Annotated in this window: 18 protein-coding genes; 15 read left to right on the top strand and 3 right to left on the bottom strand. The window is 65.3% G+C overall.

The window, feature by feature from the left end; all coding sequences use genetic code 11:
- Positions 1-68 precede the first annotated feature (68 nt).
- A complete protein-coding gene (locus B6V75_RS01340) occupies positions 69-785 on the bottom strand; it encodes a hypothetical protein (RefSeq protein WP_075774998.1) in 717 nt (238 codons plus the stop codon).
- A 252-nt stretch (positions 786-1,037) separates the two neighbouring features.
- On the opposite strand from B6V75_RS01340, the gene B6V75_RS01335 reads away from it, so the two are divergent.
- A complete protein-coding gene (locus tag B6V75_RS01335) occupies positions 1,038-1,973 on the top strand; it encodes a nucleoside hydrolase (RefSeq protein WP_088718486.1) in 936 nt (311 codons plus the stop codon).
- Positions 1,974-2,148: 175 nt separating this feature from the next.
- Here the strand turns inward: B6V75_RS01335 and B6V75_RS01330 are convergent, their stop codons facing one another.
- Positions 2,149-2,754, bottom strand: a complete 606-nt coding sequence (locus B6V75_RS01330) for a peptidylprolyl isomerase (RefSeq protein ID WP_075775000.1) — start codon at positions 2,752-2,754, stop codon at positions 2,149-2,151.
- Positions 2,747-3,253 (bottom strand): peptidylprolyl isomerase, encoded by a 507-nt coding sequence (locus B6V75_RS01325; protein WP_075775001.1) that lies wholly within the window; start codon positions 3,251-3,253, stop codon positions 2,747-2,749. The genes B6V75_RS01330 and B6V75_RS01325 overlap by 8 nt, the downstream gene beginning before the upstream one ends.
- 180 nt (positions 3,254-3,433) lie before the next feature.
- Between B6V75_RS01325 and B6V75_RS01320 the strand changes: the two genes are divergently transcribed.
- The 14 genes from B6V75_RS01320 to B6V75_RS01255 all read left to right on the top strand — a co-directional run bounded on the left by B6V75_RS01320 (position 3,434) and on the right by B6V75_RS01255 (position 19,838).
- The gene (locus B6V75_RS01320) at positions 3,434-4,630 is read left to right on the top strand and encodes a phosphoglycerate kinase (RefSeq protein ID WP_088718485.1); all 1,197 of its coding nucleotides are present in this window, start codon (positions 3,434-3,436) and stop codon (positions 4,628-4,630) included.
- Between the two features lie 235 nt (positions 4,631-4,865).
- A complete protein-coding gene (locus B6V75_RS01315) occupies positions 4,866-5,759 on the top strand; it encodes a fructose bisphosphate aldolase (RefSeq protein WP_088718484.1) in 894 nt (297 codons plus the stop codon).
- 645 nt (positions 5,760-6,404) lie between these two features.
- Positions 6,405-6,773, top strand: a complete 369-nt coding sequence (locus tag B6V75_RS01310) for a response regulator (RefSeq protein ID WP_088718483.1) — start codon at positions 6,405-6,407, stop codon at positions 6,771-6,773.
- Complete coding sequence (locus B6V75_RS01305; protein WP_088718482.1) at positions 6,770-8,704, top strand: chemotaxis protein CheA; 1,935 nt, start codon at positions 6,770-6,772, stop codon at positions 8,702-8,704. Before B6V75_RS01310 ends, B6V75_RS01305 begins: the two co-directional genes overlap by 4 nt.
- Positions 8,701-9,237, top strand: coding sequence for a chemotaxis protein CheW (locus B6V75_RS01300; RefSeq protein WP_075775006.1), 537 nt, complete (start codon positions 8,701-8,703; stop codon positions 9,235-9,237). The genes B6V75_RS01305 and B6V75_RS01300 overlap by 4 nt, the downstream gene beginning before the upstream one ends.
- 11 nt (positions 9,238-9,248) lie before the next feature.
- Complete coding sequence (locus tag B6V75_RS01295) at positions 9,249-10,910, top strand: methyl-accepting chemotaxis protein (protein ID WP_346393642.1); 1,662 nt, start codon at positions 9,249-9,251, stop codon at positions 10,908-10,910.
- 34 nt (positions 10,911-10,944) lie between these two features.
- Positions 10,945-11,427, top strand: a complete 483-nt coding sequence (locus B6V75_RS01290) for a chemotaxis protein CheW (RefSeq protein WP_088718480.1) — start codon at positions 10,945-10,947, stop codon at positions 11,425-11,427.
- A gap of 2 nt (positions 11,428-11,429) precedes the next feature.
- Positions 11,430-12,284 carry a CheR family methyltransferase gene (locus B6V75_RS01285; RefSeq protein WP_088718479.1) on the top strand — a complete coding sequence of 285 codons (855 nt, stop codon included), beginning with the start codon at positions 11,430-11,432 and terminating at the stop codon, positions 12,282-12,284.
- Positions 12,284-13,399: a chemotaxis response regulator protein-glutamate methylesterase gene (locus B6V75_RS01280; RefSeq protein ID WP_088718478.1), complete on the top strand. Its 1,116-nt coding sequence runs from the start codon at positions 12,284-12,286 to the stop codon at positions 13,397-13,399. The genes B6V75_RS01285 and B6V75_RS01280 overlap by 1 nt, the downstream gene beginning before the upstream one ends.
- Positions 13,396-15,006, top strand: coding sequence for a hypothetical protein (locus B6V75_RS01275; RefSeq protein WP_088718477.1), 1,611 nt, complete (start codon positions 13,396-13,398; stop codon positions 15,004-15,006). The genes B6V75_RS01280 and B6V75_RS01275 overlap by 4 nt, the downstream gene beginning before the upstream one ends.
- 532 nt (positions 15,007-15,538) lie before the next feature.
- Positions 15,539-15,835: a septum formation initiator family protein gene (locus B6V75_RS01270; RefSeq protein ID WP_075775013.1), complete on the top strand. Its 297-nt coding sequence runs from the start codon at positions 15,539-15,541 to the stop codon at positions 15,833-15,835.
- A 182-nt stretch (positions 15,836-16,017) separates the two neighbouring features.
- Complete coding sequence (pdhA, locus tag B6V75_RS01265) at positions 16,018-17,043, top strand: pyruvate dehydrogenase (acetyl-transferring) E1 component subunit alpha (protein ID WP_075775014.1); 1,026 nt, start codon at positions 16,018-16,020, stop codon at positions 17,041-17,043.
- A 14-nt stretch (positions 17,044-17,057) separates the two neighbouring features.
- The gene (locus tag B6V75_RS01260) at positions 17,058-18,452 is read left to right on the top strand and encodes a pyruvate dehydrogenase complex E1 component subunit beta (protein WP_075775015.1); all 1,395 of its coding nucleotides are present in this window, start codon (positions 17,058-17,060) and stop codon (positions 18,450-18,452) included.
- 12 nt (positions 18,453-18,464) lie between these two features.
- The gene (locus tag B6V75_RS01255) at positions 18,465-19,838 is read left to right on the top strand and encodes a pyruvate dehydrogenase complex dihydrolipoamide acetyltransferase (protein WP_088718476.1); all 1,374 of its coding nucleotides are present in this window, start codon (positions 18,465-18,467) and stop codon (positions 19,836-19,838) included.
- Positions 19,839-19,909: the final 71 nt, after the last annotated feature.

Raw genomic sequence — 19,909 nt, 5'->3', positions numbered from 1 at the left:
CGAAAAAAGAAAGCGGCGTCCAGAAGGCGCCGCTTTTTTCATTCTCGCAAAGGAGCGAACCGAACCGTTTACTGGGCGGCGATCTGCAACGCTTCGTCGGGGCCGATGCGCACGCCGTCGATGGCAGCCATCTGCTCCAGATCCTGCTCGTAGCGGCGCTGCAGCGAGACCCGGTCGAGCGCGTCGAACTCCGCAATCGGCGTGCCCTGCGGCTGATGCTCGTGGAACCGCGCCAGACGGCGTTTCTGCTTCGGCCCGATCACGACGCCCGAATGATGCAGACGCTGCATCATCGCAATCACCGTATCGGAATGGTTGGGTTCGGCATCGGGCGCGGGCTCGAGCGACGCGCCCGGCACCAGCGCCGCCAGCGCCTCGCCGATCTGCGAGCCATGCGGCAAGACGATGATCTCGCGGGGTTCGAGCCCCGCCTTCAGATCACGCACCACGTCGACCCAGCGACGCGGGCGCGCCATCAGGCGCGGCGTCAGCTCGGCGAAGGGCTTGAGCGGGCGGCGGGCGGCGAGGTCACGCCAGAGCGCCGGGTAATAGTCTTCATAGCTCGGCGCGTAGAGCACCACGCGACCGACCGTCCCGGCCAGCGCTGCGCGAAACCGCTCGGCCCGTTCCTGGGCTCGGGCGAAGAGGTGATAGAGCCCCGCCGCCGCATCGCCGATCAATTGCGAATCAAGATGGACACGGCCACTGGCTGCTGCACCGATCACGGCCTGCCCATAGCCTGCGCGGGCCAGAGCGTCCTGTCCGCAGCCAAGCGTGCGGGCCATCCGGCCACTCATCCCCCCCGAAGCGGGCGCTGCAATGAAAACGTGATGCTGGTTCATGTCTGGGTGTCCTTCCCTGCAGCAATTTGTCTAAAGACCGAATGTGGCCAAATGTGGCCGGTGGCTGGAAAGCTTCGGGGCGAACACACGCATAGGTATTGTTGATTTGGTGCGCCTCACCGTCATCCGCCCCCATATCTGGACATCGCCGCGCCGCCGCGCCAAGGTCGCGCGGAACCCACGAAGGAGGCGAACATGGCGCGCAAGATCATCATCGACACCGATCCCGGACAGGATGACGCGGTGGCGATCCTGCTGGCTCTGGCCAGCCCCGAGCTGGAAGTCCTGGGCATCACCTGCGTCGCCGGAAACGTGCCGCTGCCGCTGACATCCAAGAACGCGCGCGTGGTGTGCGAACTTGCCGGACGCACGGATGTGCCGGTCTATGCGGGCTGCGACCGGCCGCTCGCGCGCGAACTGGTGACCGCGGAATACGTCCACGGCAAGACCGGGCTCGACGGGATCGAACTGCCCGAGCCTCAGATGCCGCTGCAGGACCAGCACGCGGTCGACTTCCTGATCGAGACCCTGCGCGATCATCCCGCCGGCAGCGTGACGCTCTGCCCGCTGGGCCCGCTCACCAATATCGCGACCGCCTTGCGCCGCGCCCCCGATATCGCCGAGAAGATCGCCGAGATCGTGCTGATGGGCGGCGCCTATTTCGAGGTGGGCAACACCACGCCCGCCGCCGAGTTCAACATCCATGTCGATCCGCAGGCCGCCGAGATCGTGTTCACATCCGGCGTGCCGCTGGTGGTGATGCCGCTCGACGTGACGCATAAGGCGCTCACCACCCGCGCCCGCGTCGAAGCGTTCCGCAATCTCGGCACCCGCGTCGGCCATGCGGTCGCCAGCTGGACCGATTTCTTCGAGCGCTTCGACATGGCAAAATACGGCTCGGAAGGTGCGCCGCTGCACGACCCATGCGTGATCGCCTATCTGCTCAAGCCCGACCTGTTCACAGGGCGGCATATCAATGTCGAGATCGAGACGACGTCGGAGCTGACCATGGGCATGACCGTCGCCGATTGGTGGCGCGTGACCGACCGGGCGCCGAATGCGATGTTCATGGGCGATCTGGATGCGGAAGGGTTCTACACGCTCCTGACCGAGCGCATCGCGCGGCTGTAAAAGCTGGGAGGGGCGCTGCCCCGCGCTGACGGCCCTTCGCTTGCGCTTCGGGCGTTCGCCGGGGCGTCCTTCCACTGGAAGGCCGCTGATCCCGCCTCACCCCCGGGGATATTTGGGCCAAGCCGAAAGTGACTGCCTGCGCAAGAGAAAGGGGGCCGAAGCCCCCTTGCCCGTCTTACTTGTCTTCCACCGTCGCCTTGACGATGTAATCGGGATCCTCGACCACGCCGTTGCGCGCCGCGTCGCCCTTCTTGATCTTGTCGACCACGTCCATGCCGCTCACGACATGACCCACGACGGTATATTGACCGTCGAGATGGGGCGCGGGGGCGAACATGATGAAGAACTGCGAATTTGCCGAGTTCGGATCGGCGGAGCGGGCCATGCCCACGATGCCGCGCTGAAAGGAGATGTTCGAGAATTCCGCCGGAAGGTCGGGCAGATCGGAGCCTCCCATCCCGGCCATCGAGGTATCTCCGCCCTTCTTGCCGAATTGCACATCGCCCGTCTGGGCCATGAAGCCGTCGATCACGCGGTGGAAGACGACATCGTCGTATTTGCCTTCCTTGGCGAGCTTCATCAGCCGTTCGGCGGCTTTCGGGGCCTTGTCGGTGAGCAGGTCGATCACGACCTTGCCTTCGGTCTGACCGCCGATCTGCAGCACGAGCTTCGGCCCGCCGGTATCCGGCACGCCAGAGCTGTCTTGCGCGAAGGCGGCGGGCGCCGAGACGACGAGACTCGCGGCGGCGGCGAGGACGGTGCGGCGCAGGATATTACGCATCGGCGGCCACCTTCACCGAGATCATCCGGTCGGGGTTCGCCGGCGGCTCGCCGCGCGCGATCTTGTCGACATGCTCCATCCCCGAAATCACGCGGCCATAGACCGTGTATTGACCGTTCAGGAAGTGGTTGTCCTTGAAGTTGATGAAGAACTGCGAATTGGCCGAGTTCGGGTTCTGCGAGCGCGCAGCGCCCAGCGTCCCGCGATCATGCGGCAGCTTCGAGAATTCCGCCGGAAGGTCGGGATATTGCGACCCGCCCGTGCCCGCACGGCCCGGATTGTAGTCCTTTTCCATATTGGCGTTCGCGACATCGCCGGTCTGGGCCATGAAGCCCTCGATCACGCGGTGGAAGGCCACGTTGTCATAGGCGCCGTCGCGGGCGAGCTGCTTCATGCGCTCGGCATGTTTCGGGGCGACGTCGCTGAGCAGCTCGATCACGACCGGCCCGTCCTTGAGCTCGATGATGATCGTGTTCTCGGGATCCTTGATATCGGCCATTGGGTCCTCCGTTGAAATTTGGGCCGACCATAGGAGCGAGGCCCTTGCGCGGCAAGGACAAAGCGCCGCAGTTCGGTCCGCCGTGTTGACGCGACCCATCGCCGCAGGCAAGAAGAACGCAAGCCGCGGGAGCGGGCCACATTCGCGATGGCCCCCTGCGCAGATTGGGAGAGTGATATCATGGCTTGGAAAACCCTCGACGAGGTCGATCTGGACGGCAAGGTCGTGCTGGTGCGCGTGGATATCAACGTGCCCGTGGAGAACGGAAAAGTGACCGACGCGACGCGGATCGAGAAGATCGTGCCGACCGTGCAGGACATCATGTCGAAGGGCGGCAAGCCGGTGCTGCTGGCGCATTTCGGGCGCCCCAAGGGGCAGGTCGTGCCGGAGATGAGCCTCGAGCCGCTGGTGCCCGCGCTGGAGAAGGCGTTCGGCTTTCCGGTGAAATTCGCAAAGGACTGCATCGGCGGCCCTGCGAAGGAAGCCGTGGGCGCGCTGCAGAAGGGCGAGGTTCTGCTGCTGGAGAACACCCGTTTCCACGCCGGCGAAGAGAAGAACGACCCCATGCTGGCCGCCGAGATGGGCGCGCTTGGCGAGGTCTATGTCAACGACGCCTTCTCGGCCGCGCACCGGGCGCACGCATCGACCGAAGGCATCGCGAAGATCCTGCCCGCCGCGGCCGGTCGCCTGATGGAGGCCGAGTTGAAAGCCCTCGAGGCGGCGCTTGGCGATCCCGACCGTCCGGTGACGGCAGTCGTGGGCGGGGCGAAGGTCTCGACCAAGCTCGACCTGCTCGGCAATCTGGTGGCGAAGGTCGATCACCTGATCATCGGCGGCGGCATGGCGAACACCTTCCTCGTGGCGCAAGGCATCGACGTCGGCAAATCGCTGGCCGAGCGCGACATGGCCGACACGGCGAAGGAGATCATGGAGAAGGCCAAGGCTGCGGGCTGCAAGATCCACCTGCCCGTCGACGTGGTCGTGGCGCGCGAGTTCAAGGCGGGGGCCGAGAACGAGACCGTGGCCAATGACGCCTGCCCCGCGGATGCGATGATCCTCGATGCCGGACCGAAATCGGTCGAGGAAATCAGTAAGGTCTTCGAGAACTCGCGCACGCTGATCTGGAACGGCCCGCTCGGCGCCTTCGAGATCGCACCCTTCGATGCGGCGACCAATGCGGCGGCGGCGAAAGCGGCCGAGCTGACGCGCGAGGAGAAGCTGATCTCGGTCGCGGGCGGCGGCGACACGGTGGCCGCGCTCAACAAGGCCGGTGCGGCGAAGGATTTCTCCTATATCTCTACCGCTGGCGGTGCCTTCCTCGAATGGATGGAAGGCAAGGTCCTGCCCGGAGTGGCGGCGCTCGACCAGCAAAGCTGAGCCGCGCGCCCTGAAAACGGGCGGGAGACAGGAAAGAGCAAACGGATCGGGCCGGGGCTGCGAAAGCACCCCGGCCTTGTCTTTTCGCGCAGCGTTTCAAGGCGCGCGAGGGCGGGGCCGGCGAGGACACGCCAAAATGCGCGCCGTTTCGATATGTTAGCGTCACCAGCGTTGCATCGCCCCGGCGCGGAAACTATCCCTTCAGACGACCCTATATCCCGCAGGAGGAATTCCCATGTCCAACGCCAAGCAGACCGAGCAGATGCGCGAGGGCAACGGCTTCATCGCGGCCCTCGACCAGTCGGGCGGCTCCACCCCCAAGGCGCTGCGGCTCTACGGCATCGAGGAAGATGCCTATAACAGCGAAGACGAGATGTTCGACCTGATCCACCAGATGCGCTCGCGGATCATCAAATCCCCCGCCTTCACCGGCGAGAAAGTGGTGGGCGCGATCCTGTTCGAGCAGACGATGGATCGTGACATCGACGGCACCCCCACCGCCACCTATCTTTGGGAAAAGCGCGGTGTGGTGCCCTTCCTGAAGATCGACAAGGGCCTCGAGGCCGAGGAGCACGGCGTGCAGCTGATGAAGCCGATCCCGAACCTCGACGCTCTGCTCGAGCGTGCCGTGAAGGCGGGCATCTTCGGCACCAAGGAGCGCTCGGTGATCTCCGCGGCCAATGTCGGCGGCATCAAGGCGATCGTCGATCAGCAGTTCGAGCTCGGGATGCAGGTGCTCAGCCACGGACTCGTGCCAATCCTCGAGCCGGAAGTGACGATCTCGATCTCCGACAAGGACGAGGCCGAGCAGATGCTGCTGGCCGAGATTCTGAGCCATCTCGACGCGGTGCCCGAGGGCAAGCAGGTGATGCTGAAGCTCTCGCTGCCGACCGAGCCGAACCGCTACAAGCCGCTGGTCGATCACCCGAAGGTGCTGAAGGTCGTGGCGCTCTCGGGCGGCTATTCGCGCGACGAGGCGAACGAGAAGCTGGCCAAGAACACCGGCATGATCGCGTCCTTCTCGCGCGCGCTGACCGAGGGCCTCTCGGCCCAGCAGTCGGACGAGGAATTCAACGCGATGCTGGAAGATGCGATCACCTCGATCCATGCGGCGTCTGTGGCCGGGTAAGATCGGTTACCGATCAAGGGGCTCTGCCCGATTCATAGCTGCCGGTTGGACACCTCCGACGCCGTGTCGGAAAGGGGGCAACGGCACGCGCATACCCGCTGCCGCGCCGATGGGATCGGTGGGCAGACGATGAACGCTGAGAGGGCGCGGAACCTACCGCGCCCTCTTTTTCTTGTTGCCAGACCTAAGGCGCGGCAGCCCCTTTTCATGCTCGGCGAGCCTCCACGCGGAGCCCGCGCAAAGCGGGTCTGTCGTGTCTCTTGCGGCGCGTTCGCCTTGGGGTTCGCACCGGTGAAACAGCGCAGGGCGCTGGCGTGGTCGCCGCCGCCATGCATATCCACTCCCCTTGCACCGCGATTCCCAGCGGTTTCGTTTCTCCGATCGAGACGGCGGCAAATTCAGCGGCGTCTTTAGGGAAGCCTTAAGGCGGCGTTGCTATGCCTCGTGTGACCGCTTTGTTCCCGGCCCAAGAAACACGAGGTCTCGTTCATGCAACCGACTCCCGATGCCTCCGGCTCGACGTTACGGGGCTGGCGCCTCCGCAACTTCCCCGATTGCGCCGCGATCTCGGGCGCGAGGCTCCGGTCATCTCTTTCCGCGCGCGCTTTCCGAGACGCCTTCGAATTCCGACTGAGGTTTCAATAGATGACACGCAGTATTCTGGTGGTCGACGACTCCCTGTCGGTCCGACAAATGATCGCCACGACCTTGAAGAGCGCTGGCTACGACGTGGCCACTGCGGTGGACGGGCAGGACGCGCTGGACATCAGCCGGACCCGTAGCTTCGATGCGGTCATCACGGACCAGAACATGCCCCGGCTCGACGGGCTGGGGTTCTGCCAGGCGTTCCGGGCACGCCCCGCCAACCTCGGCGTGCCAATCGTCTTCCTGTCGACCGAAACCGCAGCCGCGATCAAGGACAAGGCCCGCGCGGCGGGAGCCATCGGCTGGATGGTGAAGCCGTTCGACCAGCAGAAACTCCTTTCGGTAATCGGCAAGGTGGTGGGGACATGATGGACGAAGACTCTCTCGACACCTTCCGCGCGGAGGCCGAGAGCCTCGTGGAAAGCCTGGAGCAGCAGTTGCTGGCCTTGCAGGACGCCCCGGGGGACCGTGGGCTGATCGACGGGGTTTTCCGCGATCTGCATACCCTCAAGGGATCCGGCGCGATGTTCGGGCGCACCGACATCGCCGGTTTCCTGCATGACTTCGAGACGGCATTCGTAGCCGTACGTGAGGGGACGGTGCCGGTGGACGAAGACCTGATCACGATCAGCCTCGCGGCGCGCGATCACGTCGCTGGCCTGCTATCCGGGGCTGCGCGCGATGACGGCAACGCCATCCTCAAGCGGCTCGCCGACCATCTCACCTCCGACGCTCCGCCGGCCGCGCCCGGCAGGCACCTGCGTTTTTTCCTGCCACCGGACACGCCAACGCTGGGCGGCCGACCAGAACTGGTACTGGAGGAATTGCAACACCTTGGCGCGGCGCAGATCCTTGCCTTGACCGACGAGATTCCGCCCCTCGATGCGCTGGACCCGCTGCAGCTCTACCTCGGATGGGAGGCGTGGATCGACTCAACCGCGACCGAGGACGATATCCGCGGCGTCTTCCTGTTCCACGAGAACGGCCTCCGCCTCGAACTCGAGTCGTCGGAACCGGCGGACCCCCTGCCCCCGCAACGCGCGAGCAAGGAATCTACGGCCCCGGAACAGGAACCCGCAACCGATCCGGCGCCGGCCCGGCCCGCGGAGGGGGCTAGCCGCGGCTCCGGTGCGCTCATGCGGGTGCCGGCCGAGCGCCTCAACGACATGATGGACCGTGTCGGGGAACTGGTGATCGCAGAGGCCCGGCTGATCGAACTGGCCTCACAGTCCGGCGACCCCGGGCTGATCGCGGTGGCCGAAGACATTCAGCGCCTGACCACGGCGATGCGCGACACGACGATGTCGATCCGCATGACCCCGATCGGCGCGATCACGGGACGCTTCCGCCGGCTGGTCCATGATCTGACCGGCAGTCTGGGAAAGTCGCTCACTTTCACGGTCGAGGGCGAGGAGACCGAGCTGGACAAGACCGTTGTCGAGCGGTTGACGGACCCGCTCATGCATATCATCCGCAACGCCGCCGACCACGGCCTGGAGGATGCGGCGACCCGGCGCGCGATGGGTAAGCCCGAGACCGGAGAAATCCGGTTGAAGGCCCGCTACTCCGGGGCCGAGGTGCTGATCTCGCTTGGCGACGACGGACGCGGTCTCGACCGTGCCGCGATCCGCGACCGGGCCGTGGAGCGCGGGCTGATCGCCGAAACCGCCGAGCTGAGCGACGACGCGCTCTTCCAACTCATCTTCGTTCCGGGCTTCTCGACCGCCGCCACGGTGACTGAGTTGTCGGGGCGCGGAGTCGGCATGGACGTGGTGCGGCGCACGATCGAGGCGCTGCGCGGGACGCTCGAGGTCACGAGCGAACCCGGCCACGGCACGACGGTTACCCTGCGCCTGCCGCTGACCCTCGCCATCGTCGACGGTCTGCTGATCGAGGTGGCGAACGAACGTTTCGTGATCCCGCTGGCCGCAGTCGATGAGATCGTCGAGCTTCCCGCCGAGATGGCCATGCCCGACAGCGGCAACGCATTTCTCGACATTCGCGACAGCCTGGTGCCCTTCCTGCGCCTGCGCCATCTGCTGGACAGTCCCGGCGCACCCGGCCCGCATCAGAAGGTGATCGTCGTGACCAGCAGCGATGGCCGCGTCGGACTGGTGGTGGACCGCATCATCGGCACCAATCAGACCGTCATCAAGCAGCTCTCGCCGCTGCATGCCGGGCTCAAGGCGTTCTCCGGCGCGACGATCCTGGGCGATGGCGCGGTGGCGCTGATCCTCGACGTCCCGCAACTGGTCGCGCGCGGCCATAGCGAGGCCGAAACCGGTCAGGAGGCGGCATGACCCTGAACAGCGACCCCCGCGCGCTCGACGGTGATCTCGTCACCTTTCACCTCGCCGGTGAAACACTGGCGGTCCCGACAGCGCAGCTGCGCGAGGTACTCGAACCGGGCGCCATGACCCGCGTGCCCGGTGCGCCCGATTTCGTCGCCGGGTTGATCAACGTTCGCGGCGCCGTGGTGCCGCTCGCCGACCTGCGGGTTCCGCTGAGAATGCCGCGCGCCACCGGGGGGATCGCGGCCCGTGTTCTGGTCCTCGATCTCGATCTCGAAGACCAGCGCAGCATTGTCGGCATCCTCGCCGACAGCGTGCATGAGGTCACGCGCATCCCGCCCGAATCCATCGAACGCATACCTCCGGTCGGCAGCCGCTGGCCGCCCCGCTACGTCGCCGCCGTCGGACGCTGGTCCGGCCGCTTCGTCACGATACCCGACCTGTCGACGATCTTCGGCGATTTTCTCATCGGGCGAACCGCCCAACCAGAAAGGCCCGGCGCAACGTCCGCGGGGTCCACACCGCAACCGGAGCATGCCTGATGCGATTTACCTTGAAACTCAAACTGGCCGCCACATTCGTTCTTCTGATTGCCCTCGCTGGCACTGGCCTCGCATTCGCGATCCGCGATCTCGGACGCCTCAACGATCGTTTGGGCGAATTGGTCAACAACTCCGCGCGCAGGATCGAATTGTCCCAGCAACTGAATGCTGAGCAGTTGCGCATCCAGCGCAACGTGCGGGAATATCTGCTGAGCGAACGCGCTTCCATGCGGACCGAATTGCGCAGCGAACTCGCAGCCGGGCGAAAGGCCCATGACGCTTTGGTCACCGACCTGCTTGCCCTTGCGACATCCGAGGGCAAGGCGGAAATCGCCACCTATACCGACATCAACGCCAAGCTGCGCGACATCAACAATCGCGCGATGGGCATGGCCGACAACGACGGGGCTTTGTCGGGCTACCGGCTCGTGTCGAGCGATGGACAAGCCCAGTGGACCGAAATGCAGACAAGCCTCGACGCAATTCTGGCTTCCAACCATGCCATCATGGCCGAGGCGATCCGGAACACCGATGCGCTCTACGCCAAAGCGCGACAGACCGTGATCGGGTTGATGATCGCCGCCGTGGTGCTCGGCGCCCTGACAGCCACGTGGATCGTGATGACGATCTCGCGCGGGCTGAATCGCTCGATCGAACTGGCGCGCCGCGTCTCGGACGGCGATCTGACGCAAACGGCCACGTTGCGCGGCAACGACGAGGTGACCGATCTGCTGCGCGCGCAGAACATCATGGTCGAGAAGCTGCGCGACATCGTCGGCGAAGTTACCGGCGGTGCCAGCAACGTCGCCTCGGGCGCCGGCGAGATGGCGAGCACGTCAGAACAACTCAGCCAGGGCGCGACCGAGCAGGCCTCTTCGACCGAGGAAGCGTCGAGCTCGATGGAGCAGATGACCGCCAGCATCAAGCAGACGGCCGAGAACGCGTCCGAAACCGAGGGCATGGCCAAGAAATCGGCCGAGGACGCCCGGGCTTCGGGCTTGGCGGTGTCGCGCGCCGTAACTGCGATGCAGACCATTGCGGAGCGCATCATGGTGGTGCAGGAAATTGCGCGCCAGACCGACCTCCTGGCTCTCAACGCGGCGGTCGAAGCCGCGCGCGCAGGTGAACATGGCCGAGGCTTCGCCGTGGTCGCTTCCGAGGTGCGTAAGCTGGCAGAGCGCAGCCAAACCGCGGCCGGGGAGATCAGCGGACTGTCTTCGGACACGGTCAAGGCTGCCGAGGATGCCGGCCGGATGCTCGACGGTCTGGTCCCCGACATTGAACGCACCGCCGAACTGGTCAGCCAGATCAGCGGCGCCAGTCAGGAGCTGGCCACCGGCGCCACACAGGTGAATCTGGCGATCCAGCAGCTGGACAAGGTCACGCAGGAAAATACTTCGGCGTCCGAGCAGTTGTCGTCGACCGCCGAAGAGCTGTCGGCTCAGGCCGAGACACTGCGCGCGACGATGTCGCTGTTCCGGCTGGCTGACGGGATGGCCGCTCCCGCCGGGCACGCGGCGTCGTCCACGTCCACCGGCCGCAAACCGCAACGACGGGCATCGGCCGCGCAGCCCAAATCGCCACCCAAGTCCGGTGGCTTCGATTTCGACATGACCGTCAGCGAGGACGAGCTGGATGCTCAGTTCACCCGGGCCGGCCGCAACGCTGCATGATCAGACACAAGTCCCACAGCAAGGATGCGAAGACATGACACAGAACCACCGTACCGTCGTCACCTTCGGACTGGCGGACACGCTTTTCGCTCTGCCCGTTGCGCCTGTGGTCGAGATTCTGGACGTGCGGCCAATCACTCCACTGCCCCGAACGCCAGCACATCTGCTGGGGCTGATCGACCGGCGCGGCGCTTCGGTACCGGTGATCGATCTGCGCCGTCTTCTGGGACGCCCCGACTGCGATGACGCGCCAGATACGCGGATCATTGTCTTGGGGCTGCGCGGCGATGGTGACGCCGATCACAGTGTCGGGCTCCGGGTCGACCAGGTAATCGAGGTGACAGAGCTCGACGAGGCTGTCACCCGGCCGCTGGCCGAGGCGGGTTTGCTGAAATGGCACGAATCTATGGTGGCCGGCATCGGTCGGCGTGACGGCGCCTTCGTGACAGTGCTGGATGTCGACGGGCTCTTCGCGGACGATGTCGCTGTTCTCGCGTCGGCCGCATTCGCCGCCTGACAATGGTAGACACGGCAACCAGCACCAGCCACGCCAGGCTCGATCGGTTCCGCGACCTCGTTCACGAGGTCAGCGGCATCCGGTTGCGGGAGTCTAAAAACGTGATGATCGAGTCGCGCCTGCGCAAGCGTATGGTCGCGCTCGGATTCCCCACGCTGGACGCATATCTCGGTCACCTGTTCGACGATGGAGCAATGCGCGAAGAATTGCCCCGGATCATCGATCTGATAACCACCAACAAGACCGACTTCTTCCGGGAGCCGGCACATTACCGCTTTCTGGAGGAGCGTATCATTCCCGAATGCCTCGCGCCTGCGCCCGCTGGACGGACGGTCCGGTTCCGGCTCTGGAGCGCGGCAGCCTCGACCGGGGCCGAAGCATGGTCGGCGGCAATGCTGCTGGCCCGTGCGGCACAGGCTGATCGCCGGCTGGATTGGGCCATACTCGGCACCGACATCTCTCACCGGGTGCTGCAGATCGCGCAAAACGCCGTCTTTCCGCTATCGGATCTGGAGCCGGTCCCCCCGGCATTGCGCGACGCCTATCTCATGCAGGGCAGGAAAGGCCCGGTTCGGCAGGCACGAATTGTGCCGGAACTCCGTGCGCGGGTCCGGTTCGCACCGATGAACCTGATGGAGATACCCTATCCGATCGAAACCGGTCTGGACGTTGTCATGCTGCGCAACGTCCTGATCTATTTCGACCCGCCGACGCAGCACCGGGTGCTCGCCGCGCTGGCGCGACACCTGCGTCGCGGCGGCTACCTGATCGTCGGCCATTCCGAGTCCATGATCGTGCAGGTGCCTTCGCTCGTTCAGATGGCCCCCGGCGTGTTCCGCAACGAAGGAGCGACTTGATGGCGCAGATCAATGTTCTGATCGTCGATGACAGCGCCTCCGCGCGAAAGGCGCTGTGCGAACTTCTGGGCGCGGATCCGGCCATTCGGGTGACGGCGACCGCCCGCGATGCTTTCGACGCGGCAGAGAAAATGCGCGATGCGCTGCCCGATGTGATGCTGCTGGATCTGGAATTGCCGCGTATGAATGGGCTGACTTTTCTGGCCAAGATAATGGCACAGCACCCGCTGCCCGTCGTCGTCTGTTCGAGCCATACCGATGCCGGCTCGCATGCCGCGATGCGCGCGCTGGAAATTGGGGCCCGCGAGGTCGTGGGCAAGCCGCGCCTGACCTCACCCGAGGCCCGGCAGGAAGCACAGATCCGGCTCTCCGACGCCGTACGCGCCGCTGCGAAGGCAGGCGGACTTCGCGGCTTCGGCGATCGCGCGTCCGCCCGACTGAAGGCAGAGCCGACCCAGCTCTCGCCTGGGCCGAAACTTACGGCCGACGTCATCCTGCCTCCGCCACGTCCCGGCGCGCCGATCCCCTCCGGCGTCGGGCCGCTCGTGGTGATCGGCGCTTCGACCGGGGGGACGGAGGCGCTGGCGACGCTGCTTCCGCGGCTGGCCCCGACGACGCCACCGGTCGTGATCGTCCAGCACATGCCGGAGAAATTCACAGCGGCCTTCGCCCGGCGGCTCGATGGTCTCTGTTCGGTCAGTGTCAGCGAGGCGGTCGATGGCGACCGCCCCGTCCCGGGCAGCGTGCTGATCGCACCGGGCGATCGCCACCTCATTCTGCGGCGGCAAGGCGCGGGCTATCGCGTGGGGATTCTCGATGGGCCCTATGTCGCACGGCATCGACCTTCAGTGGATGTTCTGTTCCGCTCGGCGGCGATCGCCGCCGGGCCGGCGGCGCTTGGGATCCTGATGACGGGCATGGGCGATGACGGCGCGCGCGGGCTGGCCGAGATGCGGGCGGTCGGCGCCCAGACCATCGCTCAGGACAAGCCGACCTCGGTCGTGTGGGGGATGCCCGGTGAGGCGATGCGCATCGGCGCCGCTGAACGGGCGGTTCCGCTGCAGGGGCTGGCGACGGAGATCGCGCGGTACGAGATGCGGGTCGGTGCGGCATGACCGATGATATCACGCGGTCGCTTGCCGCCCTCCGAACAGTTTCGGCGCAGCTGGCGGGCGAGTTGGAAACCGTCTTCCTGAATGCATCGACCGCGCTATTCGCACGGCTCGACGATCTCCGTACGATGCAGACCATGCTGGGACGCGTCTCCGAGGCGTCCGGCCAGGAGGGATTGAAACGGCTCGACGAGGCAGCGCGCGACGTCGGGACGCTCCTCGAAAAGGTCGAAGCCCAGTTCGGCATGCTCGACGAGGCGGCCGAAATGCTGCTCGGCAATGCCGCAGAGATCCGTGCTCTGATCCCCGCTCAGGTCCGCAGAATTCGGCTTGCGCGAATGATCGCGACCAATGCCCTCGTCGTCAGCCGCGCCATGAACGAGGGGTCGTTGGCGCGCTTCGCCACGGAGGCCCGGACAATCCTCGACAGGATCGATCGCGCGGTGGCAGAGCTGGGGGAGGAACTGGCGCAGGGCGACCGGCAGCTGGCCCACCTCGCCCCGGAGATCCGCGGCATGAAACGGACCGCGCAAGACATCGGGGATGTTCGAAGGGAAATCTCTGCTCTGCTCGGTGCGCTGCGTGGCAATTCCTTGCCGCTCCGGGCCGTGGAACAGGTCGGAGAAGCGCGGCAGCGTCTCGGATCCGCCCTCCAAAGCGCGGTGACCCATCTTCAATGCGGTGACGCGGCGCGGCAGAGGCTGGAACATGTCGAGGCGATGGCGGCGCGCGGCGAGGCCGGTCCGGCGGGCGTAAGACCTGCCGCCCGGACGCTCGCGCAGCGACAGCTGCACGCGGCGATCGACGACTTGGGGATGGGCATCGAGGCCGCCCTGCCGGAGTTCGATCGGATGGGAGTGCAGGTCGAAAACGCGCGCGTCGAACTCGCCGGCATCGCCGAGGCTCCCTTGGCAAGATCACTGGCCGGCGTGGCCGAACGCGCCCGCCGGCTGGCGACCGGGGCAGAGCAACTTGCAGCACAGCGTGATCGGATCGCGCCGGACATGGCCGCTCTCTCGGCCCTTTACGCCCGCAGTGCCGCGTCCGCCGCGGAAATATCCCGTCTCGACGAACGCATCCAGCTGCTCGGGATAAACGCGACCCTGGTCTCCGGCCGTCTGGGGCCGGACGGCGGAGCGACGCTCGAAGTGTCGGAGCAGCTGCGCGACTGCACACTCGAGATCGCGGCCGGGATCGCCGGGATCGTCCGCCTGGCCCTGTTGCAGGAGTCGAGCGCCGCGGTCTTCCTTTCCCCGGACGAGCAGAGCGGCGCGGATATCTCTGCGGTCAGGGCCATGGAGAGCCTCGCGGCGGAACTCGGCGCCGCGTTGGACGGCATGACAGATATGGTCCGCGCCGACCGCGATGGTCCCCTGCGGGATAGCCGGGCCGCGTTGGTGCGCTTGCTGAGCGAAGCACGATCGGCGCTTCCTCCGAACACGAACAATGCCTTCCAGGGCGAGATTTCGAACGACATCGCCAGCTTTTTGGACGCGGTCGAGGCGAGTTACACCATGCCCGCAGAGCGCGAGGTGCATGCCGGGGTCTTCCCGTCATCCTCGGCGGATTTCGTATCCGTGGCACAGGAGGCCGAGGACATCTTCTTCTGAAAGTATCCGCATATTCTGTCACCGGTGCCAGCGCCCGGGCGCTGAAGCGTATCGTGCGCCGATTTCGCCAGCGTGTCGTCGGTGCAGCCAGTGTCGTAGAGACAGACGTGACGGGCGCTGGTCACCGTGTGCCTTTCCAGCCATTCGAGGATGTAATCACCGATAGTCTTCACGATAGCGACGAGGGCCGGACCGTCGCGCGTCGGCGGCGGGGGGCGCGGTGATGCCGAAGAGCCGAATCTTCTTCGATCCGATCGCCTCGATGAATCCGGAGATGCTCACATGCGCGCGTTTCCATCAGTGCCTGCTTAGCCAGATGCGCGGGTGGGAACAAGTTTGTGCGCAACCAAGGGCGGTGCATGCGAGACAATTCGCCGACGCGCAACTCTGCGCGGAATCTTTGCAGAATTGATCGCAGGGGGGATTCCAATGACGAATCACATGTGACATGATTCGAGATACAGGGCCCGGCAGAGGTCAGGACGCGGCTCCGGGGGACGGAGCGCGGCCGATACGGAAGAGAGGCAGGACAATGGTTATGAGACGCCCCACGATCGGGCCTCTGATTTTCGTGACCGTGGCGGTGGTGCTCGGCGCCTATTTCGCCTTTGCCGCCGTACAGGGACGCTACGGCATTCTCAGCCGCGTGCAGATCGAAGCGGAGATCGACGCCAAGCGCGCCGAGCGCGATGCGCTGCGCGCCAAGGTCGACCGGATGGCCAACCTGACCCATCGCCTCTCCGACGATTACCTCGATCTGGATCTTCTCGACAGTCAGGCGCGCGAAGTGCTGGGCGCGATGCGCTCCGACGAGATCGTGATCCGCTGAGAGGCTACTCGGCCTGCCCGTTTTTGCGGCACAAACATCGCTCGAAAACTGCCTCACCGGCCCTAGTTGAAACGTGAGCGCCATTCCCGCCCTGCGATGCCGCGGGGTCATTGCCTTCGGCCCGGCATTGCTGTAAGGAATGGTTTAACGCTAAACTATTCCGGCCAAGGGAGGTCTGACCAATGGCAGCACGGAAAGGCTCGGCGAGCGGCGCCAAAGCGGGCGCGAATGTCTCGGCCGAGGAACTCAAGCAATATTACCACGACATGCTGCTGATCCGGCGCTTCGAAGAGAAGGCCGGTCAGCTTTACGGCATGGGTCTGATCGGCGGCTTCTGCCACCTCTATATCGGGCAGGAAGCGGTGGTCGTCGGCCTCGAGGCTGCGGCGAAGGAAGGCGACAAGCGCGTCACCTCCTATCGCGACCACGGGCACATGCTCGCCTGCGGGATGGACCCGAAAGGCGTCATGGCCGAGCTCACGGGCCGCGACGGCGGTTACTCGAAGGGCAAGGGCGGCTCGATGCACATGTTCTCAAAAGAGAAGCATTTCTACGGCGGCCACGGCATCGTCGCGGCGCAGGTGCCGATCGGTGCGGGCCTCGCCTTCGCGGATAAGTACAAGGGCAACGACAACGTCACCTTCACCTATTTCGGCGACGGTGCGGCGAACCAGGGTCAGGTCGCAGAGACCTACAATATGGCGCAGCTCTGGGATCTTCCGGTCGTTTTCGTGATCGAGAACAACCAGTACGCGATGGGCACCAGCGTGAAGCGCGCGACCAAGTCGCCCGACTTCTACGAGCGCGGCATTGCCTACGGCATCTCCGGCGAGGAAGTCGACGGGATGGACGTGCTGGCGGTGAAGCAGGCTGGCGAGAAGGCCGTCGCGCACTGCCGCGCGGGCAAGGGCCCCTACATCCTCGAGATCAAGACCTATCGCTATCGCGGCCACTCGATGTCGGACCCGGCGAAATACCGGACCCGCGAAGAAGTGCAGAAGATGCGCGAAGAGCGTGACGCGATCGAGCAGGTCCGTCAGCTCCTGCTGACCGGCAAGCACGCGACCGAGGACGAGCTCAAGCAGGTCGACAAGGATATCAAGGCGATCGTCAACGGCGCCGCCGATTTCGCCAAGGAGAGCCCGGAGCCCTCCGTGGATGAACTTTACACCGACATCTACACCGATGTCGCGCCGCAGAACGCCTGAGGGGGGAAAGACAGATGGCAACCAAGATTCTGATGCCCGCGCTCTCGCCCACGATGGAAGAGGGCACGCTGGCGAAATGGCTCAAGAAAGAGGGCGACGAGATTTCGGCCGGTGACATCATCGCCGAGATCGAGACCGACAAGGCCACGATGGAATTCGAAGCGGTCGACGAAGGCACGCTGGGCAAGATCCTCGTCGCCGAAGGCACCTCCGGCGTGAAGGTCAACGACCCGATCGCGGTACTGCTGGAAGAAGGCGAAGACGCCTCCGCCGCGGAAGAGGCCGAAGCGCCCGACACCGGGTCGGACGCCGCCGAGAGCGACGACAGCGACGAACCCGCGAAAACTCCGGCCAAGGCGAAGTCCTCGGACGACGGCGACGACATGCCCAAGCCCGACACCACGCCGGATTGGCCCGAAGGCACGCCGATGAAGACGCAGACCGTCCGCGAGGCGCTGCGCGACGCGATGGCCGAAGAAATGCGCGCCGACGACACCGTCTTCGTGATGGGCGAGGAAGTCGCGGAATATCAGGGCGCTTACAAGGTCACGCAGGGCCTGCTCGACGAATTCGGCGACCGCCGCGTGATCGATACGCCCATCACCGAGCATGGTTTCGCCGGTCTCGGCGTCGGTGCGGCCTTCGGTGGCCTGCGCCCGATCGTCGAATTCATGACCTTCAACTTCGCCATGCAGGCGATGGACCAGATCATCAACTCGGCCGCGAAGACGCTCTACATGTCGGGCGGCCAGATGGGCGCACCGATGGTGTTCCGCGGTCCGAACGGTGCTGCGGCCCGCGTGGCGGCACAGCACAGCCAGGATTACGGCGCATGGTATGCCCATGTTCCGGGCCTGAAAGTCGTGCAGCCCTACTCGGCGGCCGATGCGAAGGGTCTGCTGAAAACCGCGATCCGCGATCCGAACCCGGTGATCTTCCTCGAAAACGAGATCCTCTACGGGCGGAGCTTCGAGGTGCCGGATCTGGAGGACTTCACGATCCCCTTCGGCAAGGCGAAGATCTGGCGCGAAGGCGCGGATGTCACCATCGTCAGCTGGGGCATCGGTATGAGCCACGCGCTCGAAGCCGCCGACAAGCTCGAGAAAGAGGGCATCGACGCCGAAGTGATCGACCTGCGCACCCTGCGCCCGGTGGATTACGACACGGTGCTCGCCTCGGTGCGCAAGACCAACCGCTGCGTGACCGTCGAGGAAGGCTTCCCCGTCGCGAGCTTCGGCAACCACCTGTCGGCCGTGATCATGGAGCGCGCCTTCGACTGGCTCGACGCCCCGGTGATCAACTGCACCGGCAAGGACGTGCCCATGCCCTACGCGGCGAACCTCGAGAAACTGGCGCTCGTGACCTCGGACGAGGTCGTCGATGCGGTCAAAAAAGTCACCTACCGGTAAGGGGATAGCGCAATGGCAACCCAGATTTTGATGCCCGCCCTGTCGCCCACGATGGAGGAAGGCACGCTCGCGAAATGGCTCGTGAAAGAGGGCGACGAAGTCTCCTCGGGCGACATCATCGCGGAGATCGAGACCGACAAGGCCACGATGGAATTCGAGGCTGTGGATGAAGGCACGATCGGCAAGATCCTCGTCGCCGAAGGCACCTCCGGCGTGAAGGTCAACGACCCGATCGCGGTTCTGCTGGAAGAAGGCGAAGACGCTTCCGCCGTGGACGAGGCCGAAAGCCCTGCCCCGGCCGCGGCTCAGGCCGAAGCGGCCGAGGACGCGGAAGAGACCAAGGAAGCCGACAACGCGCCCGCCGAGAAAAGCGGCGCGAAAGCCGGTGGCTCGAAAGGTGCAGGCGCCGCGCCGAAGACCGAGAAAGCGCCTGCCGCGCCGCAGGATGCGGATGGCAAGCGCGTCTTCGCCTCGCCGCTCGCGCGCCGCATCGCCGCCGACAAGGGCGTCGATCTGGCCTCGCTCAAGGGCTCGGGCCCGAAAGGTCGTATCGTGAAGGCCGATGTCGAAGCCGCCGAAGGTGGCAAGGCAGCCCCGGCCAAGTCGGACGCGCCGAAATCCGCGGATGCGAGCCCCGTTCCGGCGCCCGCGCCGACGGTATCCTCCTCTGCCATCGCCAAGATGTACGAGGGTCGCGAGTACGAGGAGATCGAGCTCAACGGGATGCGCAAGACCATTGCCGCGCGCCTCACCGAGGCCAAGCAGACGATCCCGCATTTCTACCTGCGTCGTTCGGTCAAGCTCGACGCGCTGATGAAATTCCGCTCGCAGCTCAACAAGCAGCTCGAGGGTCGTGGCGTGAAGCTGTCGGTCAACGACTTCATCATCAAGGCCTGCGCGCTGGCGCTGCAATCGGTGCCGGATGCGAATGCGGTCTGGGCCGGCGACAAGGTGTTCAAGCTGAAGCCTTCGGACGTGGCCGTCGCGGTCGCGATCGAAGGCGGGCTGTTCACGCCGGTGCTGAAAGATGCCGAGGCGAAATCGCTCTCGACGCTTTCGGCGGAGATGAAAGACCTCGCGACCCGGGCCCGCGACCGCAAGCTCGCGCCGCATGAATATCAGGGCGGCAGCTTCGCGATCTCCAATCTCGGCATGTTCGGGATCGAGAATTTCGACGCGGTCATCAACCCGCCGCATGGCGCAATCCTCGCCGTCGGTGCAGGCATCAAGCAGCCGGTGGTGAATGACGAGGGGGAGATCGAGGTGGCGACCGTCATGTCGATGACCCTTTCGGTCGATCACCGCGTGATCGACGGCGCGCTCGGCGCGGAGCTTCTCAAGGCGATCTGCGAGAACCTCGAGAACCCGATGCTGATGCTGGCCTGACCGGTCCGCACGTTTCGAGACGTTGAATAGGGGGGCGCTGCCCCCCTCTTCGCATTCGCGAACTCGCCCCA

This window comes from Thioclava sp. F1Mire-8, assembly GCF_002213165.1.
Taxonomy (GTDB): domain Bacteria; phylum Pseudomonadota; class Alphaproteobacteria; order Rhodobacterales; family Rhodobacteraceae; genus Thioclava; species Thioclava nitratireducens.
The sequence above is the reverse complement of the archived record's forward strand: the minus strand, read 5'-3'. Positions and strand labels throughout refer to the sequence as shown.

Excerpts from the sequence above, each read along its gene's own strand:
- B6V75_RS01275 (WP_088718477.1), top strand. The coding sequence starts at position 13,396 with ATGACCGATGATATCACGCGGTCGCTTGCCGCCCTCCGAACAGTTTCG.
- B6V75_RS01270 (WP_075775013.1), top strand. The coding sequence starts at position 15,539 with ATGGTTATGAGACGCCCCACGATCGGGCCTCTGATTTTCGTGACCGTG.
- B6V75_RS01340 (WP_075774998.1), bottom strand. The coding sequence starts at position 785 with ATGGCCCGCACGCTTGGCTGCGGACAGGACGCTCTGGCCCGCGCAGGC.
- B6V75_RS01260 (WP_075775015.1), top strand. The coding sequence starts at position 17,058 with ATGGCAACCAAGATTCTGATGCCCGCGCTCTCGCCCACGATGGAAGAG.
- B6V75_RS01290 (WP_088718480.1), top strand. The coding sequence starts at position 10,945 with ATGACACAGAACCACCGTACCGTCGTCACCTTCGGACTGGCGGACACG.
- B6V75_RS01300 (WP_075775006.1), top strand. The coding sequence starts at position 8,701 with ATGACCCTGAACAGCGACCCCCGCGCGCTCGACGGTGATCTCGTCACC.
- B6V75_RS01335 (WP_088718486.1), top strand. The coding sequence starts at position 1,038 with ATGGCGCGCAAGATCATCATCGACACCGATCCCGGACAGGATGACGCG.
- B6V75_RS01330 (WP_075775000.1), bottom strand. The coding sequence starts at position 2,754 with ATGCGTAATATCCTGCGCCGCACCGTCCTCGCCGCCGCCGCGAGTCTC.
- B6V75_RS01310 (WP_088718483.1), top strand. The coding sequence starts at position 6,405 with ATGACACGCAGTATTCTGGTGGTCGACGACTCCCTGTCGGTCCGACAA.
- B6V75_RS01305 (WP_088718482.1), top strand. The coding sequence starts at position 6,770 with ATGATGGACGAAGACTCTCTCGACACCTTCCGCGCGGAGGCCGAGAGC.
- pdhA (WP_075775014.1), top strand. The coding sequence starts at position 16,018 with ATGGCAGCACGGAAAGGCTCGGCGAGCGGCGCCAAAGCGGGCGCGAAT.
- B6V75_RS01315 (WP_088718484.1), top strand. The coding sequence starts at position 4,866 with ATGTCCAACGCCAAGCAGACCGAGCAGATGCGCGAGGGCAACGGCTTC.
- B6V75_RS01320 (WP_088718485.1), top strand. The coding sequence starts at position 3,434 with ATGGCTTGGAAAACCCTCGACGAGGTCGATCTGGACGGCAAGGTCGTG.
- B6V75_RS01255 (WP_088718476.1), top strand. The coding sequence starts at position 18,465 with ATGGCAACCCAGATTTTGATGCCCGCCCTGTCGCCCACGATGGAGGAA.
- B6V75_RS01285 (WP_088718479.1), top strand. The coding sequence starts at position 11,430 with ATGGTAGACACGGCAACCAGCACCAGCCACGCCAGGCTCGATCGGTTC.
- B6V75_RS01280 (WP_088718478.1), top strand. The coding sequence starts at position 12,284 with ATGGCGCAGATCAATGTTCTGATCGTCGATGACAGCGCCTCCGCGCGA.
- B6V75_RS01325 (WP_075775001.1), bottom strand. The coding sequence starts at position 3,253 with ATGGCCGATATCAAGGATCCCGAGAACACGATCATCATCGAGCTCAAG.